The sequence below is a fragment of the Pseudomonadota bacterium genome (assembly GCA_026388255.1).
Lineage (GTDB): Bacteria > Desulfobacterota > Syntrophorhabdia > Syntrophorhabdales > Syntrophorhabdaceae > JAPLKB01.
Window position 1 is genome coordinate 1 of record JAPLKC010000070.1, and the last position, 17,352, is coordinate 17,352.

Annotated in this window: 15 protein-coding genes and 2 tRNA genes; 9 read left to right on the forward strand and 8 right to left on the reverse strand. The window is 41.7% G+C overall.

Annotation, left to right across the window (positions count from 1 at the left end):
- Positions 1–1,145: APC family permease (locus NT178_08155; protein ID MCX5812503.1), on the reverse strand; the 1,145-nt coding region annotated here is incomplete at its 3' end.
- A 362-nt stretch (positions 1,146–1,507) separates the two neighbouring features.
- Here NT178_08155 and NT178_08160 point away from each other — a divergent pair.
- The 3 genes from NT178_08160 to NT178_08170 all read left to right on the forward strand — a co-directional run bounded on the left by NT178_08160 (position 1,508) and on the right by NT178_08170 (position 2,160).
- Complete coding sequence (locus tag NT178_08160) at positions 1,508–1,720, forward strand: transcriptional coactivator p15/PC4 family protein (protein MCX5812504.1); 213 nt, start codon at positions 1,508–1,510, stop codon at positions 1,718–1,720.
- 290 nt (positions 1,721–2,010) lie between these two features.
- Positions 2,011–2,084: transfer RNA gene (locus NT178_08165), tRNA-Lys, on the forward strand.
- 3 nt (positions 2,085–2,087) lie between these two features.
- A tRNA-Glu gene (locus NT178_08170) sits at positions 2,088–2,160 on the forward strand.
- A gap of 57 nt (positions 2,161–2,217) precedes the next feature.
- On the opposite strand, the gene NT178_08175 is transcribed toward NT178_08170, so the two are convergent.
- Positions 2,218–3,195 (reverse strand): lysylphosphatidylglycerol synthase transmembrane domain-containing protein, encoded by a 978-nt coding sequence (locus tag NT178_08175; protein MCX5812505.1) that lies wholly within the window; start codon positions 3,193–3,195, stop codon positions 2,218–2,220.
- Positions 3,192–4,076, reverse strand: a complete 885-nt coding sequence (locus NT178_08180) for a DMT family transporter (protein MCX5812506.1) — start codon at positions 4,074–4,076, stop codon at positions 3,192–3,194. The genes NT178_08175 and NT178_08180 overlap by 4 nt, the downstream gene beginning before the upstream one ends.
- A 136-nt stretch (positions 4,077–4,212) precedes the next feature.
- Between NT178_08180 and NT178_08185 the strand changes: the two genes are divergently transcribed.
- From NT178_08185 to feoB, 5 genes are all read left to right on the forward strand, one after another.
- Complete coding sequence (locus NT178_08185) at positions 4,213–5,433, forward strand: FprA family A-type flavoprotein (GenBank protein MCX5812507.1); 1,221 nt, start codon at positions 4,213–4,215, stop codon at positions 5,431–5,433.
- Between the two features lie 79 nt (positions 5,434–5,512).
- Positions 5,513–6,007, forward strand: coding sequence for a rubrerythrin family protein (locus NT178_08190; protein MCX5812508.1), 495 nt, complete (start codon positions 5,513–5,515; stop codon positions 6,005–6,007).
- A gap of 71 nt (positions 6,008–6,078) precedes the next feature.
- Complete coding sequence (locus NT178_08195) at positions 6,079–6,654, forward strand: flavodoxin family protein (protein ID MCX5812509.1); 576 nt, start codon at positions 6,079–6,081, stop codon at positions 6,652–6,654.
- A gap of 18 nt (positions 6,655–6,672) precedes the next feature.
- Complete coding sequence (locus tag NT178_08200) at positions 6,673–7,743, forward strand: branched-chain amino acid aminotransferase (GenBank protein MCX5812510.1); 1,071 nt, start codon at positions 6,673–6,675, stop codon at positions 7,741–7,743.
- Positions 7,744–7,790: 47 nt separating this feature from the next.
- Positions 7,791–10,037, forward strand: a complete 2,247-nt coding sequence (gene feoB / locus NT178_08205) for a ferrous iron transport protein B (protein MCX5812511.1) — start codon at positions 7,791–7,793, stop codon at positions 10,035–10,037.
- A gap of 129 nt (positions 10,038–10,166) precedes the next feature.
- On the opposite strand, the gene amrS is transcribed toward feoB, so the two are convergent.
- From amrS to NT178_08230, 5 genes are all read right to left on the reverse strand, one after another.
- Entirely contained in the window at positions 10,167–11,180 is a 1,014-nt protein-coding gene (gene amrS / locus NT178_08210; protein ID MCX5812512.1) for an AmmeMemoRadiSam system radical SAM enzyme, read from the reverse strand.
- Complete coding sequence (lon, locus tag NT178_08215) at positions 11,180–13,513, reverse strand: endopeptidase La (GenBank protein MCX5812513.1); 2,334 nt, start codon at positions 13,511–13,513, stop codon at positions 11,180–11,182. Before lon ends, amrS begins: the two co-directional genes overlap by 1 nt.
- 21 nt (positions 13,514–13,534) lie before the next feature.
- Positions 13,535–14,887, reverse strand: a complete 1,353-nt coding sequence (locus NT178_08220) for an aminopeptidase (protein MCX5812514.1) — start codon at positions 14,885–14,887, stop codon at positions 13,535–13,537.
- 123 nt (positions 14,888–15,010) lie between these two features.
- Positions 15,011–15,454, reverse strand: a complete 444-nt coding sequence (locus NT178_08225; protein ID MCX5812515.1) for an ATP-binding protein — start codon at positions 15,452–15,454, stop codon at positions 15,011–15,013.
- Between the two features lies 1 nt (position 15,455).
- On the reverse strand, positions 15,456–15,788 hold the full coding sequence (locus NT178_08230) for an STAS domain-containing protein (protein MCX5812516.1): 333 nt from the start codon (positions 15,786–15,788) through the stop codon (positions 15,456–15,458).
- Positions 15,789–16,371: 583 nt separating this feature from the next.
- Here NT178_08230 and NT178_08235 point away from each other — a divergent pair.
- On the forward strand, positions 16,372–17,352 hold a 981-nt coding region (locus tag NT178_08235), incomplete at its 3' end, for a FecR family protein (protein ID MCX5812517.1).

Here is a 17,352-nt window from a genome sequence, read left to right on the forward strand (position 1 = left end):
AGAATAATAGCTGCTATGCCCATAACGAGGACGCCATTCTGCATTGAAAGTCTTTCCGAGAGGGCAGCAAACCTTCGGGGAAACCATGAATCTATAGCCATATTTGCCATAACGCGGGGGCCATCGATAAAACCTGCCTGGGCGGCAACTATAAGAAGAACTCCTTCTGATAAAATTGTAATCAGTGCAATATAATAGCCGAAAGGCCAGTTCCCAAAAACCCCATCTGCGAGGATTGTATTTAATGTGCGGCCTTCAACGGGGTTTATCCTGAACAGGTAATAGCAGAAAAATAGTCCTCCTGCTGTTATTGCAAGAGATGTGGACATATATGCCATAGTGCGTTTACCGGTTTGCACCTTTGGCTCCCGCAGGATTTGCATGCCGTTCGATACAGCCTCTAGGCCGGTATATGTACCACCGCCGAGAGAGAATGCCCTCAAGAAAATTGCAAGTATACCGATAAAACCAATTGTCGATAGATCCGAACTGGATGTTGTTTTTAATTCGCCAAGTAAAGAATTGATTTGGGGAACATGGGTTATGATGCCATAACCTATCAATAAAATATGCGTAATGATGAAGATCGCGAAAATTGGTGCGAGCAGAGTCACCGATTCTTTTACTCCGCGAAGATTGAGAATAACCAGGGCGAAAATGAGAAACGAAACGAAAAATATCTTGTATTTTTGAAATGTTAAGGGCAAAAAACTGAAAAGGGCATCACCACAGGAAACAAGAGATACCGTAATCGTCAACATATAATCTACAAGCAGTGCGCATCCTGAAACAACGCCGACATTTTTATTAATCGTATGGGTTGCCACAATATATCCGCCGCCGCCATGAGGGAAATGCTCGATGATTCGAGAATAGGCATATGCAATAATAAAGACGGTTAAAGCTGTGGCGACACCTATAACAGGAGCAAGATAAGTATGAGTGCCAAGAGCCCTGAAGGCTTCTTCGGGGCCGTATGACGATGATGAAAGACCGTCTGCCCCGAGACCTATCCAGGCAAGGATGGGGACGAGAGACAGCTTATGAAAAATTGACGGCTCATTGACATCACGGGGTTCGCCTATGAGTTTTCGCTTGATTTTCTCAAACAGTGTCGGTTGCGGTTCTGAGATGTCCGGTTCCATTAAGTATCCTTTTGTATTTTAATTTTTTTGGAAATAGGCGTAAGTTGTTCTGATATAAAATATATGAAAGCAATGCTGCAAAATATTTTCATCTATTGTGTTTTACAGGACGGAATTTTAATACACTCTTAAAAACATTGCAGGTGTTTTTTGTATTAAATTGTAGAATAAAAAACGAGAAACGGCTCGTTCCGTTAGAGATATCCATGATTTTGGGTATAGAGTTATAATGAAATGAAATATTTGTCAATATAAAAAATATAACTGTATAGATTTATATCTTTAAAAAATTCCGCCTGAATATAATATTTTCTTCCTTTTTTTTATGGCAATTTGCTACAATGAAGCTATGAGGAGGGACCATGCAGATAGGTGAATTAGAGAAGGGCAAAGATAAAATCATTATCTCATTGAAGGAGTTTAAAGGAAAACAGTATATTGATATCAGAACCTACTTTGAAAATCAGGAAGGAGAATGGATACCGACAAAAAAAGGTATCTCACTTACACCGGAAAACCTTGATGATGTGATAAAGTTTCTGAAAGAAGCAAAACAGAAGGTTTCTGATAAATAAAAGTTGATATAGGAAAGCTCCATTGTCGTCGATATTTGAGTTGTAGAACTAACGAATTTTTCATAATACCAAAGCAATTTAGACAAAGACCTTAAGGATTGTCCAAAATCTGATTATGTTATTCCGCTTGAAAAAAACGTGGTTTATGAATATGCCCATAGCATTGAATAACAGGCAATTATATGGCATATGAATCTCATATTCAGGAGAAAAGGAAGCAATGATACATTGCTCAAGGCTTTATTAGACTTGACAATGCTTGAAAATTTTCATATCTTAGTACACTTCATGGGCCGTTAACTCAGGTTGGTAGAGTATCTGCCTTTTAAGCAGAGAGTCGCAAGTTCAAGTCTTGCACGGCCCAAATGTCCCCATCGTCTAGAGGCCTAGGACACTGGCCTTTCACGCCGGCAACCGGGGTTCGAATCCCCGTGGGGACGCTTTTTTATTTAATAAAAGTATTTTTTAATCGCCTGATTAACTCAATATACTCTTAGCTATGCGTTCTTTTCGTCTAATTCCTGCATATCCTTAATTTTGATATGTTCTTTTAGCAGGAATATGAATCCCAAAATATTATATGGAATGTACCAGGATGCATGAAACATAATTGAAACTGCAAACCCCTCCTGTTTTGGGACATTAAAAATGGAAAGAATATATACGAGCAGAAACTGGTAAACCCCGACATAACCCGGGGACGAGGGTATGGTTAGGCCCATATTGAGCAATGCACAGATAAAGGGTATATAGATAAATTTTACAGAAACATTGAGCGTTAATGTGGCAAAGTATAAAGCAGTACTCATACAAAGCCATTGTAAAAATGATATCGCCACATAAAAGATTATGTTCAGGGGTGAATTTATCCGCCTGATGTTCCCGCCGATCTCGATAAGTCTGTGGGCAAATTTCAATAAAAAGGGTTTTTTTACCTTACCAAGTATATTTACAGTAGTGTCGGTAAATTTTTCCCTGCTCATTATAATCATTGTCGCCATGAAAACTATAAGCACGATAACGAGTATGAACAGGCTTTGAGAAACCTTTGGAGGCAGGCTCTGTTTGGGGAAAAATATAAATACAATCAACAAAAGGCCAGCTAAATCGAAAAATCTGTCGATTAATACGGTAGATAAGCCAAAGGTAAAAGAAATGCCGGTTTTCCTGGATAAAACGTAGCCTTTTACTATTTCGCCGATTCTTGCCGGTAAAACATTATTAACAAAGAGTCCTATAATGAGAGCAATAAATGTATCCTGAAACCTTACATCTTTTCCGGCTATATTTGACCATTTAAATGCACTGAGTGCTGCCGAAATAAAGATAAATAAAGTGGGGATAAATATTAACTTCAAGTCAGCTTTTTTTAAAATCTCAATTATTTCATTAAATTTAATATCTTTTAAAGAAAGATAAAGCAAAAGGATGCTTACAATGAAGCCGGCTACAGTTAAAATCTTATGCTTTTTCATTTTTTTGTATAATTGTTACAGAAAATGCCGATACTGACACATACAAGCCCCATGATCAAGCCTGTTGTTAATTTTTCTTTCAATATAACCGCACCAAAAAGAACGCCAAAAACAGGTGCGAGAAATGTAAAAACGGAGAGTTTAGCCACAGGATATGTATGAATCAGCATAAACCATACAAGATAAGATGCGAAGGCGACTATGACAGACTGGTATGCAACAGATGCCCATACGTAGACATTCAAATTGAAAATCCATTTATCCTCAATAAAGTATGCGCACGCAAACATTATCGGTATTGAAAATACAAACTGATAGAGAAATGTATTAATCGGACGAACTTCCTTGGCAAGATATTTCTTTATATACAGGGTTGTTGCACCCCAGAATATGGCAGCAATAATCTCAAGGAGGTCCCCCAGCAGCATTAATTTACCTGACGTGTGCGGCTTATCTTTAAAAACCAGGTATACCCCGATAAAGGCAAGTACCAGACCAACTATCTTTAGTAAATTAAGCCTTTCTTTTAAAAAAAAGTGTGCCCCTAAGGCAACAATAAATGGGGAAAGGTAAACAAATATGGCTGCCCTTGCTGCATCGGTATAGAGCATTCCGAGATAAAGACATACAAATTCTAAACCGAAAAGCAGTCCTACAATAAAACCGTGAAACAGCAATATGCCTCTATGAAAGAGTGGTTCCTTGACAACAATGCAATAGATGATTCCCAAAAAAGACGCAATTAATGAACGCAGAAAGGTTGTAAAAATGGGCGAGAGCCCTGTATTTGAGAACTTGATTGCCGAATAGTTTATCCCCCAGAGGATAGCGAGGATAACAATTGCAGTAAAACCTTTTGAATCTATATGGTCTTTTGTCATGAGTATAATTAAATTCTTTATCCGCTGAAGTTTTAAAAAATATAATGAGGCATGTCAAGGCTTATTTTATCTTGATATTCTATGCATATTCTTTTAATTTAATACTGTTAACTTACAGTCTATAAAAGGAGGTTTTATGAAAACTGTTGAGATTAAGCCTGACATTTATTGGGTCGGGGCAATTGACTGGGGTATAAGGGATTTCCATGGTTATATAACGCAAAATGGCACAACGTATAACAATTATCTTATTAAAGATAAACAGACCACGCTTATTGATACGGTCAAGCATGATTATTGCTCTGTAACTATTGAAAATATAAGTAAAATTGTTGAGTTATCCCAGGTTGTTAATATCGTGGTAAACCATATAGAGCCTGATCATGCAAGCAGTATTGATATGATAATGAAGCTTATACCGGATGCAACGGTTTATATAACAGAGCGCGGGAGGAAAGGTGTTGAGAGGTATTTCGATACGTCGAAGTGGCGTTTCAAGATTGTAAAAAGCGGTGATGTTTTAAATACAGGGAAATATACCCTGTTATTTCTCGAAACGCCCATGCTTCACTGGCCTGACTCCATGGTAACCTATGTGAAAGAAGCAAAACTTCTTATATCACAGGATGCCTTCGGACAGCATATAGCAACTGCCTCCAGATTTGATGATGAGTTTGTCGAGTGCAATTCTGAACTTGAGCTTGATGATGCAGTAGCTGACTATTATGCGAACATTCTCATGCCTTTCGGTCAGTTGATAAAGACAAAGATAGCCGACATACTGAAGCTCAATCTTGACATCGATATGATAGCTCCTGACCATGGTGTAATATGGAGAAAGAATCCGGGAAGGATTATCCAGCAGTATCTTGATATGGCCGAAGGTAAAGCCGATTTACGGGTGGCTGTCATTTATGATACTATGTGGCACAGCACAGAGCATATGATGGCCCCGATAATTCAGGGAATTAAAGACGAAGACGTTGATTGCAGGACAATAAAGCTAAGGGCATCGCCAATGAGTGTAGCAGTAAAAGAACTCTGGAAGGCCAGGGGATGTTTGATAGGCGCCCCTACTATTAATAATATTATGTTTCCTTCAATGGCTGAGTTTTTATACCATCTTAGCGGATTAAAACCGAGAAACAGGATTATGGCCGCATTCGGGAGTTATGGATGGGGCGGCGGTGCAGTAAAAGAGGCCTATGAGATGTTTAAGCGCATTGGTGTTGAGGTAATGGAGCCAGGGATTCAAATTCAATACAAACCATCTTCAGAGGATGAGGAGAAATGTTACGAATTTGGAAAGGAGTTTGCCAGGAAGGTAAAGGAATACCATAAAAAGTTTGAGGAGTAAAATAATCAGGTCTTACAGATTTAGCAGTAACAGTAAGTTGCCGGCAGCACACAAGTATAATACTATGGAGGTGTAAATTATGTCTAAGACGGAAAATAATTTAAAAGATGCCTTTGCAGGAGAATCTCAGGCAAACAGGAAATACCTTGCCTTTGCAAAAAAGGCCGAAGATGAAGGTTATAAGCAGGCTGCAAAATTATTCAGAGCGGCGGCAGAGGCCGAAACGGTTCATGCACACAACCACTTGAGAGAACTTAAGGGCATAAGGACCACAAAAGAGAACCTTGAAGAGGCTATTGGCGGTGAAACACATGAGTTTACGGAGATGTATCCCGTTATGATTGAAGAAGCCAAAGCAGAAGGCAACAACGGAGCCATGAGAAGCTTTAATATTGCCAATGAAGTTGAGAAAATACACGCAGCGCTTTATAAAAAGGCGCTTGAAACACTGGGCAACAATGAAGAAACCGAATATTATATATGTAAAGTGTGTGGCTGTACGATAGAGGGTGAGCCGCCCGATACCTGCCCGGTATGCGGCGCCAAAAAGATGGCCTTTTATAAAGTAGAATAGCGTTTTTTAGCGGTCAGTGTTAAGTACTCTACACAAAACGTTTCATGTTCTAAGCTAAAAAATGGTGAGGAATGTTGAGAATAGTAGCCTTTCACGGAAGTCCAAGGGTTGGCGGTAACTCTGATATTTTACTTCAAGAGGTGTTGAAGCAAATAGATAGAGAAGGCCACAAAATAAGGTTTTTCAGGCTTAACCTCATGAACATAAAACCTTGTCAGAATTGCGGTGGTTGTGATGAGACAGGGACTTGCGTGATTGATGACGATATGGGTGGAATTTATGATGCAGTCAGGGCGGCAGACAGGGTTATCCTTTCCTCCCCGATTTTTTTCTTTAGCCTTTCTGCCCAGTCAAAAATCATGATCGACAGGTTTCAGTGTTTCTGGTGTGAAAAATACCTTCTCAACAGGCCGATTCCAGAGGGTCCACATGGGAGAAAAGGTCTTTTAGTGCTTGTAGGCGGTATGAAAAAAGACATAGGTATTCAATGTGGAGAAGCGACTGCTAAAGCATTCTTCAGGACAATTAGTGTTCCTGAACACGAGACGTTGAGCTATCTGGGCATTGATCATAAGGGTGCGATTCTTCATCATTCAACTGCATTAGAAGATGCGCGAAGCGCCGGTGAGAGGCTTATAAAATTATGATAAGGAGTTATTTAAAAAATGAGAACAACAAAAACCTTAAAAAGTAGAAAACATGCAGTAGATTATAACAACTTAGGATTTGGCCAGCACTTTTCTGACCATATGTTCAGTTGTAATTATAAAAATGGTAAATGGGATATCCCGCAAATAGTCCCTTACGGCAGTATAAGCGTATCGCCCTCAATATGTTCTCTTCATTACGGACAGATTGTTTTTGAAGGTTTAAAGGCCTTTTATGCCGGTGACAAAATCAATATATTCCGTCCTGAAAAATATCATGAAAGATTTAACAGGTCGTGCCTGAGGCTCTGTATACCTCCAGTTGAATACGATTTATTTATCGAGGGCATAAAAGAGCTTGTAATGCTGGATGGGCACTGGGTACCCAAAAGCAAGGGGACCTCATTATACATTCGGCCATTTATTTTTGCCACAGACGATTTTCTTGGTGTGAGGGCCTCAGACACTTATTGCTTTCTAATTATCACCTCGCCTGTCGGCGCATATTATAAGGAAGGTATTAACCCTGTAAGGCTTATTACTTCAGGTGAATATACAAGAGCCGCAAAGGGCGGTCTCGGTGAGGCAAAGACGCCAGCCAATTATGCCGCCAGTTTATTACCTGCACAGCTTGCCCAGGCTAAAGGATTTACACAGGTATTATGGCTTGATGGCGTGGAGAACAGGTTTATTGAAGAAGTAGGAACTATGAATATCTTCTTTATGATCAACAATAGATTGATAACACCCTCCCTTGAGGGAACTATTTTGTCTGGCGTTACAAGAGACTCGGTGATAGTTCTTGCAAAAGAATGGGGTATTCCGGTTGAGGAACGTCGTGTATCTATAGATGAGTTGATCTCTTCATCAAAAAAAGGGTTATTGCAGGAAGTCTTCGGTACAGGGACGGCAGCCGTTATATCACCGGTAGGAGAAATAAGACATGAAGAAGAAACGATTATCATTAATAACAAGAGAATAGGGGATTTGTCTCAAAGATTATATGATGAGATAACAGGTATACAGTATGGGGAAAAAGAGGATAGATTTAGCTGGCGTCTTTCGTTCTCTATCCCTCCGAATCTATAAAATGACTTACAGATTGAATGTGTGAAGGGCTGATAAGTGAATAATAAATGAATGATGATCTGCTGTCCATTACCTCACTTGAAGAAGGTGAAGAGGGTATAGTCTATTCAATTACCGGCGGTAATAAATTTGTAGGCAGGCTTGCCGGAATGGGTATTGTTCCTGGTATAAGAATTAAAATCCTCAGAAACATCGGTGGTCTGATTATTGTCCTTGCTTCGGATACAAGGATTGCCCTTGGCAAGGGTCAGGCCAACAAAATACTGGCAGTTAAATTGCATGCCCAGGATATTGAAGCAGAACCGGCAAAAGGGAAAAAGTCTCTTCTTGTGGCGCTTGCAGGACAGCCTAATGTAGGAAAGTCTACTGTTTTTAATATTCTCACCGGTTTGTCCCAGCATGTAGGGAACTGGCCAGGCAAAACGGTTGAAAAGTTTGAAGGAGTGCATGAAAATGAAGGTTTCAGTATAAGGATTGTAGATCTCCCGGGTACGTACAGTCTCAGTGCATTGTCAGATGAGGAGATGGTTGCCAGGGATTTTATCATTCACGCACATCCGGATGTTATTGTTCTTATTGCAAATGCGTCTGCTTTAGACAGAAGTCTCTATCTCCTCTCCGAGATTCTTATCCTTGGTCCGCCGGTTGTTTTTGCCGTAAATATGATTGATGTGGCAGAGGAGCAGGGTATTCACATAGATGCGGATATACTGCAAAAATCCCTTGGGATACCGGTTATACCAATGGTTGCCAAGAAGAACCGCGGCATAAAGGAGCTTGTATCGACTGTGATCGGGCTTGCGAAAGGAGAGTTGGCTTATGAACCGAGGATCCCCGATGTTTCTGAAGACCATCGGACTATATTCCAAAAAATAAATGAACTTGTAGGCGAACATGCCTCGCCGCCGCATCCCGATGTATGGATTGCAACAAAATTGATGGAGGGTGACCCTGAGGCATTGGAAGAGATGAAGGAGCTTCTGCCGGCAGATACATGGAATAAGATAGAGCATCTCCTTCTAAAGCATGAAGATGCCTTGCGTGCTGTTGTTGGAGGAAGATACGACTGGATTGAAGATATAACGCGCGCTGCGGTTTCGAGGTTTAAAATGGGGCAGGTATTGATAACCGACCGCATAGATCATGCCCTTACACGTCCCGTTATAGGGATTCCGGTATTGCTGGGCATTCTTGCAGTAATCTTTACGCTTACTTTCAAGATAGGGTATCCTCTTCAGAAATGGCTTGAATTGACCATAAAATCTTTCGGCAGCTTGATTGACGCATCATTGCACAATGCACCTTTCTGGATCAAGGGTTTGCTTATTAACGGTATTATCGGGGGCGTAGGTTCTGTGCTCACCTTTGTACCGCTCCTTATTATTTTTTTTACTTCCATGGCCTTTCTTGAGGATGTGGGTTATATGGCCAGGGCGGCCTTTGTTATGGACCGGTTTATGCATATAATCGGGCTTCACGGGAAAAGCTTTTTACCTATGTGCCTTGGCTTTGGCTGCAATGTTCCATCTATTATGGGCGCGAGGATTATCGAATCAAAGAGGGCGAGGCTGCTTACCATATTCCTTACCCCTTTTGTGCCGTGCACAGCAAGACTTGCAGCCATGACATTCATCGCCGCAGCCGTTTTCGGTGAAAAGGCCCTTGTTGTTTCATGGTTTCTCATTGCCCTAAATCTCCTTGCCCTCGGTTTTACAGGCATGATTATGGGCAGATTCTTTTTAAAAGATGTACCGGTGCCTTTTATAATGGAGCTTCCTCTTTACCATAAGCCTGATATCAGGACGATAGCAGCAACTGTTCGGAACAGAACCATGTCTTTTATAAAAAAGGCAGGCACAATTATACTCGGTTTTTCTGTCCTGATATGGATAATATCCAGTTTCCCCGGCGGAAACATTGAAAACAGCATACTTGGCTGGATAGGACGTTTAATTGAGCCTGTCGGCATACCGCTTGGGCTTGATTGGAAGATGATCGTTGCGCTCCTTTCAAGTATAGTTGCAAAAGAGAATGCCATTGCGACCCTTGGTGTTTTGTACAGCGTGGGTGATCAGGGACTTATGGATGTCCTGCCGAAAATTATAAGTCATGCTTCGTCTCTTTCTTTCCTTGTAACCCTTATGTTATTTATACCATGCGCCCCGACTTTTGCTGTGATGAAACGTGAAATGGGCAGTTGGAAGTGGTTTCTCACCTCATTCATATCCATGCTTTTTATTTCTTACTGCGGAGGGATGGCAGCATATCGTTTAGCATTGTTGTTGGGAATATAACTATTCCAATTCCAAATTAAAGATGAAATCAAGGCGGCAAGGAAGAGGCGACGTAGACGTACAGTGAACAGTATGTCGAGGAGCCGATGACGAAGCCAAAGATGATAGCGCTTTAATTTGGGATTGGAATTATAGACCTATACCGTCAATAACAGCGCCACAAAATTGGCAGGCGCCGTTTTTGATACTATAATCGGAAATACTATATCCGTATCGCCGGATAACAAGTTTATTACAGTTATAGCAGTACGTGTTTTCCCCGTCCGATCCGGGGACATTTCCTTCATAGACATACCGCAGGTTTTCCTCAAGCCCGATCTCACGAGCCCGGTGAAGGGTTTTTAACGGGGTTCGAGGGGCATCCAGCAGTTTGTAGGTCGGGTAAAAGGCGCTCACGTGCCAGGGAGTTTCAGCGCCAAGCTCCTTTTTAATAAATTGTGCAACGGCTCTTAGTTCCGCTTCGCTGTCGTTGTATCCGGGAATGATGAGTGTGGTGATTTCTATCCAGATACCCAGCTTTTTATAGAGTTTTATAGTGTCGAGGACACGGGATAGTTTAGCGCCACAGATATTTTTGTAAAATGTCTCATTGAACCCTTTAAGGTCAATATTCGCTGCATCAAGATATGGGCGAATTGCAAAAAGAGGCTCTTCTTCGATATATCCGTTTGTTACGAAGTTATTATAGATGCCTTTCTCATTTGCAAGTTTTGCAATATCAAAGGCGTATTCGTAGAATATTGTAGGTTCGGTATACGTGTATGATATATTCTTACAACCTGATTGTTGCGCAAGCTCTACAGCCTCTTCAGGGGTTATCACCTTCCCGGAAATATCTTTTTTGTCCCTGTATGTTTGAGAAATTTCATAATTCTGACAGTGAAGACATTGGAAATTACATCCTGCCGTCGCAATGGAGAATGCCTTAGAGCCGGGAAAGAAGTGAAAAAGAGGTTTTTTTTCTATCGGGTCAACATGATAAGCACAGGGCATGTTGTACACGAGAGTATACAGGGTTCCTTGCCTGTTTTCTCTTACCGTACATATTCCGTGTTTGCCATTGGCAATAATGCATCTGTGCCTGCAGAGTCTGCACTGAACCTTCCTGCCTTCCAATTTTTCATAGAATGAAGCTTCCTGCATTATCCGAAAAAGATCCTTGCCACATCATCCATATTTTTTACAGGTATAAATTTTATCTTATTTTTTACATACCCCGGGATTTCCACAAGCTCTTTCATGTTTTCCTCAGGTATTATTACCGTTTCCATCCGGGACCTGAGCGCGGCCAGGGTTTTTTCTTTTAAACCACCTATGGGTAATATCCTGCCCGTGAGAGTAATCTCACCGGTCATCGCAGTTTTTCTGTTAAGCGGTTTTTTTGTGATAGCGCTGATCATGGCCACGGCCATGGTAATACCTGCCGAGGGCCCGTCTTTAGGAATTGCGCCCTGAGGTATATGGACGTGCATCTCAAGGGTATCGAATATCTCCGGGTTTATCCCGAGGATTTCAGCCTTTGATTTTATATAAGTCAACGCAGCCTGTGCAGACTCTTTCATAACATCGCCCATGTTGCCTGTGAGGATAAGAAGATCTTTTTTTCCTTTCCGGCCGGATGCTTCAATAAAGAGCACATCCCCGCCGAACTCAGTCCAGGCAAGGCCGCTTGCAACGCCTGCAATGTCCTGCCCATAATCGCCTTCCGGGATGAATTTCGACGGCCCTGAGTATTTATGGAGATTTTTTGTGGTTATTATGGTTTTTTCTTTATTCCCTTCAGCTATTTTTTTTGCTGCCTTTCTCCCGATTGATGCTATCTCCCTCTCAAGATTCCTCAGGCCTGCCTCTCTCGTGTAATCCAGTATGATTTTTGTGATGGCATGATCGGCAAAGGCAAGATACTTTTCTTTCAAACCGTTCTCTTTGAGCTGCTTGGGAATAAGGTACTTTTTTGCAATAGCCAGCTTTTCCTTCTCCGTATAGCCGGACAGGGGTATAACCTCCATCCTGTCCCTTAAGGCAGAGGGAATGGTATCAACCCTGTTTGCCGTTGTTATGAACATTACCTTTGAAAGGTCAAAGGGTAGGTTAAGGTAGTGGTCGCTGAAGGCATTGTTCTGTTCAGGATCGAGCACTTCAAGAAGCGCGCTGGCAGGATCTCCCCTGAAATCCATGCCTATTTTGTCAATCTCATCCATCATGAATACAGGGTTATTTGACTTTGCCTGCTTTAATCCCTGGATGATTCTGCCCGGCATAGAGCCCACGTATGTTCTTCTGTGTCCCCGTATCTCAGCTTCATCCTTCATGCCGCCCAGGGAAATCCTCACAAATTTTCTGCCAAGAGCCCGTGCGATTGACTTACCCAGAGATGTCTTACCTACTCCCGGGGGTCCGACAAAACATAGAATAGGACCTTTCATCTCACCTTTGAGCTTAATGACACTTAGGAATTCAAGAATCCTTTCTTTGACCTTTTCGAGGTCGTAATGATCTTCATTGAGTACCAGTTTTGCTGCTTTTATCTCGATATTGTCCTTGGTAGACACGCTCCAGGGCAGTTCCACGAGCCATTCGATATATGTCCGCAACATTGAGGACTCTATCGCATCGGGATGCATCATGTCGAGCCGTTCAAGCTGTTTCTTTGTTTCTTTTTCAACATCCTTCGGCATCTTTGCCTTCTTAATACGCTTCTGCAGGTCTTCTATCTCTTCCGTTCTTTCGTCAGCTTCTCCAAGCTCGTTTTTTATTGCCTTCATCTGCTCCCGCAGGAAATAGTCTCTCTGGCTCTTTGTCATCTCATCCTTTGCCTGAGAGAGTATCTTTGCCTGCATATTGAGGAGTTCTATCTCTTTGCCGAGTATTTCAGAGAGCTTTTTGAGTCGTGCTATAGGATCCATGATCTCAAGGATTTCCTGTGCCTTTTCCACCGTTAATCCAAGGTTTGCAGCGGCAATATCTGCGAGCTTCCCCGGCTCATCTATTGTATCGAGAACCATGAGTATATCCGGGGGTACCATTCTGCCCATAGACACAACCTTCTCCATTTCTTCTTTGACGTATCTCATGAGGGCTTCAATCTCAAGGGTAATTTCCGTAATGAGCGGTTCTTCGATGACCTCGATCCGGACGATAAAAGTCGGAGTTTCCTGTACATACTCTTTTACTATTGCTTTTTTCAGTCCCTGAATCAGCACCTTGACTCTTCCATCGGGCAACCTCAGCATCCGCATGATCTGCGAGACCACGCCTACGGAATAAATCCTTCCTGGCAGAGGGTCTTCGTCGGTTAAATCCTTTTGTGCGACAACAATGATGAGCCTGTCCTTGGATAATGATTTTTCTACAGCATTTATAGACATATCCCTGCCGACAAAGAGCGGCAATATTACCGAAGGATACATGACCATGTCTCTCACGGGGAGGAGGGGGATCGTATCGGGTATCTTGATTGTTTCACTTTCCATCATATTATTTTGAAGCCTCCGTTTTTATGATTTAAAAAATACCTTGAATGCTCTGAATGTCTCGTAAATATCGAGTTTGTTTGAAATTTCAAAGGGAGAATGCATGGCAAGCAATGGCGTGCCGCAGTCAATGATATCCATACCATATACCGCAAGGTGTTTTGCCACTGTTCCGCCGCCTCCTGCATCTATTTTTCCCATCTCACCGGTTTGCCATACGATACCTTCCCGGTCAAAAAGATTCCGTATCTCACCGACATATTCTGCGTTGGCATCGCTGGCGCCAACCTTGCCGCCATGACCGGTAAACTTTGAAATACATATGCCGCGCCCCAGGTAACAGGCATTCTGTTTTTCATGGACATCCTGGTATGTGGGGTTAAGGGCGCCGTTTACATCAGCAGAAAGCGCCTTTGATTTAAAAAGCATCTTCCTGATCAATGCTTCATCGGCTTTTATGCCCATGCCTTCAAGGATATCATAGAGGGTCATCTGGAGAAAGGCCGATTGTATACCGGTGCTGCCTTCAGAGCCGATCTCTTCTTTATCTGCGAATATTGCAAGGCATGGACGCCGGGGGTTATATGTACCGCACATTGCCTCGAGGAGCGCATAAGCGCAGGCCCTGTCATCCTGACCATATGCCCCTATCATGCTTCGGTCAATACCAACATCCTTTGCTTTGAATGCAGGTACAATCTCCAGCTCTGCGCTTATAAAATCTTCCTCTATGATGCCATAACGGTCAATTAAGCACCTAAGAACGCCTCTTTTGATGCTTTCTTTCTCAATGCCGGTGACAGGCATACTCCCGAAGAGGAGCGTCAGCTTTTCACCTTCAATCGCATCGACCATCTTTTTTTCGTCATGTGTTTTTCTTGACAGATGAGGAAGCAGGTCATCTATAACAAAGACAGGATCGCCTTCACCTTCGCCAATGGTAAGTTCAATTTTTCTTCCATCCTTCTTTACAATAATTCCGTGCACGGCAAGAGGGATTGCTACCCATTGATATTTTTTTATACCGCCGTAATAATGGGTACGCAAAAGCGCAAGATCAACGTCTTCATAGAGGGGATTCTGTTTAAGGTCGAGTCTTGGTGCATCTATGTGGGCAGCGATAATGTTCAGACCGTCAGCAGGCTGTGTCTCTCCCCTTATGAAGGCCGCCGCCGCCTTCCCTCTGTTTATGCTGAATGTCCTTATTTGACCGGGATCGTTTATGAAGCCATTTTCGACAAGGTGTTTTTCAATAATGTTCACTGCTTCCCTTTCTGTCTTGACTATGTCCAGAAAGTCCTTGTATCCTTCGCAGAATAAGAATATCTTTTTTATCTCTTCTTTGGTTTTTTTTATCCATCCGGATTGTTTTTCCATAGTTACATAGAGTAACAGAATAGGTCAAATGAGTCAATAAAGAGAAAAATCGTTTAATGTGGATTACAACAGTGTATAAGCGGAAAAAAAATCCTGTAATTTAGCAGCATTATTACCGGTTTGTTAATTTTCAGGATTGTTTTTATCGACACGCGATTTAGATACAACAATCGTCAGCACATTTCTGTCTTCTTCGCGCCTGTATTGAATATCGTCCATCAGTTTTCTCATAAGAAATATGCCGAGCCCTCCGATCTTTCGCTCCGAGATATCCAGAGCAGTGTCAGGCTCTTTAAGTGAAAGCACATTAAAAGGGATACCTGAATCTTCAATTTCTATCATGAATTTATCATTGTCATCAGACTTACAGACTACCGATACATCCCCGTCCATATCTTGATATGCATAGTTGAAAATATTGACAAGAGCTTCCTCTGTTGAAATTTCTATCTCAATGATCCTTTTCTGCTCTATTCCCTGTTCGTTTGCGGATACAGACACAAATTCTATAAGACGATCAAGGTTTTCAAGCTTCGCCGGCAGTTTAATACGCGAGAGAATGCGCATCTTAAAGGTTGTTCAAAGCAGTTGCTTCTGAGTCAAATATACTGAATATTGAGTAAAAACCTGATATTTTAAAAACTTCTTCCACCGGGCCCTGCAGTCCGGCAAAAAGCATTTTTCCTCCCCCTGCCTTTAATTTTTTTGCAGTAGCAAGGATGCTCCGGAGACCTGCGCTGCTTATGTACTCAAGATCAGCGAAATTAATAATAAGATTGTTCTCTCCCTTTGATATCAGATCGGACATATTTTTTTCAAATTCCGGTGCAGTAACCGCATCTATCCTGCCCTTTACTGAAACAACGGGGATGTTCTTTTCTTTTCTGAAATTGATCTCCATAGCGACTCCTTGTTTTTTTGATAGATTTTAAACGATGGATACAAAAAAATCAAAAGAAATTAATTAAAAGACAGATATTAAAGTGTTTCAATATTGCAATGCCCGGTCTAAAGTCAACAAAATTTCATAACATGCCTTCTGCATTCATTTTTATTATATACAGTCACCCAGATTTGATGTAATAATTATCATACATTCATTGAATATTTATGTAAGCAAAAACAGGATGCACAGCATATTTACAAACATTTCAAGCAGTTTCAAAAACTGTAGATGGCGGTAGCTTATCAATATTCTCCATGTGCTATTTTGGCAATGAATTATTCTGAGAAATGTCGGCAATAAATTTAGAATATTATAGTAATCCCCTCATGTCCAAAGACTGAGAAGCTATAAAAAATTATTTTAGCCGTTAATTCGGTGAAAAGTTGTTTTTTTTTGTTGTACAAATATTTAGTAGTGCTATAATTGTTAATATTACAATTCTTGACAGAATTAGTACAGATTAAATAAGGAAATTGTGAGAAATTGAAAGAAGTAATTTTTAAGGGAAAAGCTTTAACAATTAAATAAAGGGGGCATAATGAAAAAATATGCTTTGTGCTTGGGAATTTTATTAATCTTTATTTTTTCGGTAAATATTGCATATTCTGCGCCTGTTGGAAAAATTACATTCATGGGAGGCAGTGTAACAGTTTTAAAAGCTAAAAAGGACGTTGCTACCACTGTGAAAACAGGCGACCCCGTTGATGTGGGCGACTTATACAGGACAAAGGGGGACAGCGGAGCAGAGATAACTTTTAATAACAACAATATTATAAAAATTGCAGAAAATACCCGTTTCGAGATTTCCGAATATATTGTTACGGAAAAAAAGACCTCCAATATTTTCAAATTGCCTGAAGGCAAGGTAGAAGCCACTACCGGAGCGCAATTTATTAAAAAGGTATCTGCCTTTGCACAGGGCCATAAGTTTGAAGTACATACTCCCGTTGCTGTAGCAGGTATAAGGGGATCCACGGGAAACATTGCGCACACGGGCGGGATAACGGGTATTTTGTTATCTTCAGGCACAGGATACTTGGCTCCTCCCCGCTACATGTCGTCACAAATGCGGATCGTAATATTTAACACAGTATCATTTGCAGCAAGGAATGTTCCTCCAACCCCGCCACAGCCGATACAGAATGCAGTAGCACAGATTGCCCGGATAGCTGTCGGACAAGGAAATGCAGTAGTCCAGGCAGCCGTAAGGATTGCGTCTGCGCAAACAGCCGCTCAGACGCAGACAAATGTGGCGGCAGTAATTAATGGTGCACTTCAGGGAGGGGTTCCTGTTACGACGACCGTTACCGCAGCCGTTACCGCAGCGCCTACACAGGCAACGACTGTTACCAGAACTGCCGTTACCGCAGCACCTACACAGGCAGCAAACATCACGACAGCAGCCGTTACCGCAGCACCCACACAGGCAGCAAACATCACGACAGCAGCCGTTACCGCAGCACCCACACAGGCAGGCAATGTAACGACAGCAGCCGTCAATGCAGCACCTACACAGGCA

What these genes read in the sequence shown, in the direction of transcription:
- amrS (MCX5812512.1), bottom strand. Translation starts at nt 11,180, where the DNA reads ATGCAGGAAGCTTCATTCTATGAAAAATTGGAAGGCAGGAAGGTTCAG.
- NT178_08175 (MCX5812505.1), bottom strand. Translation starts at nt 3,195, where the DNA reads ATGAAAAAGCATAAGATTTTAACTGTAGCCGGCTTCATTGTAAGCATC.
- NT178_08185 (MCX5812507.1), top strand. Translation starts at nt 4,213, where the DNA reads ATGAAAACTGTTGAGATTAAGCCTGACATTTATTGGGTCGGGGCAATT.
- NT178_08230 (MCX5812516.1), bottom strand. Translation starts at nt 15,788, where the DNA reads ATGGAGATCAATTTCAGAAAAGAAAAGAACATCCCCGTTGTTTCAGTA.
- lon (MCX5812513.1), bottom strand. Translation starts at nt 13,513, where the DNA reads ATGATGGAAAGTGAAACAATCAAGATACCCGATACGATCCCCCTCCTC.
- NT178_08225 (MCX5812515.1), bottom strand. Translation starts at nt 15,454, where the DNA reads ATGCGCATTCTCTCGCGTATTAAACTGCCGGCGAAGCTTGAAAACCTT.
- NT178_08180 (MCX5812506.1), bottom strand. Translation starts at nt 4,076, where the DNA reads ATGACAAAAGACCATATAGATTCAAAAGGTTTTACTGCAATTGTTATC.
- NT178_08220 (MCX5812514.1), bottom strand. Translation starts at nt 14,887, where the DNA reads ATGGAAAAACAATCCGGATGGATAAAAAAAACCAAAGAAGAGATAAAA.
- NT178_08195 (MCX5812509.1), top strand. Translation starts at nt 6,079, where the DNA reads ATGTTGAGAATAGTAGCCTTTCACGGAAGTCCAAGGGTTGGCGGTAAC.
- NT178_08190 (MCX5812508.1), top strand. Translation starts at nt 5,513, where the DNA reads ATGTCTAAGACGGAAAATAATTTAAAAGATGCCTTTGCAGGAGAATCT.
- feoB (MCX5812511.1), top strand. Translation starts at nt 7,791, where the DNA reads ATGAATGATGATCTGCTGTCCATTACCTCACTTGAAGAAGGTGAAGAG.
- NT178_08200 (MCX5812510.1), top strand. Translation starts at nt 6,673, where the DNA reads ATGAGAACAACAAAAACCTTAAAAAGTAGAAAACATGCAGTAGATTAT.
- NT178_08160 (MCX5812504.1), top strand. Translation starts at nt 1,508, where the DNA reads ATGCAGATAGGTGAATTAGAGAAGGGCAAAGATAAAATCATTATCTCA.